We start from the raw sequence: 241 nt of genomic DNA, 5'->3' as shown, positions 1-241 counted from the left end.
ATGCTATTGTGGCTAGAACCTACTCGCATACCACGATTGAGCAATTAGCTGAACATGGCAGCGTACCTGTTATTAATGCCTTGTCAGACTTGTACCATCCGTGCCAAGCACTTGCTGACTTTTTAACGTTAGCCGAGCAGTTTGATGATGTGAGCCAAGCTAAACTGGCTTATGTGGGCGATGGTAACAATGTGACACACTCACTCATTTACGGTGCGGCTATTTTGGGCCTAACGATGAC

At 46.5% G+C, this 241-nt stretch carries 1 pseudogene; it reads left to right on the top strand.

Going from position 1 to position 241, the window contains the following annotated elements:
- Positions 1-241: pseudogene (locus AAEZ03_RS28675) on the top strand (ornithine carbamoyltransferase); the annotation flags it as partial.

The organism is Pseudomonas sp. HY2-MNA-CIBAN-0224 (assembly GCF_040310285.1).
Taxonomy (GTDB): domain Bacteria; phylum Pseudomonadota; class Gammaproteobacteria; order Pseudomonadales; family Pseudomonadaceae; genus Aquipseudomonas; species Aquipseudomonas helleri.
The sequence above is the reverse complement of the archived record's forward strand: the minus strand, read 5'-3'. Positions and strand labels throughout refer to the sequence as shown.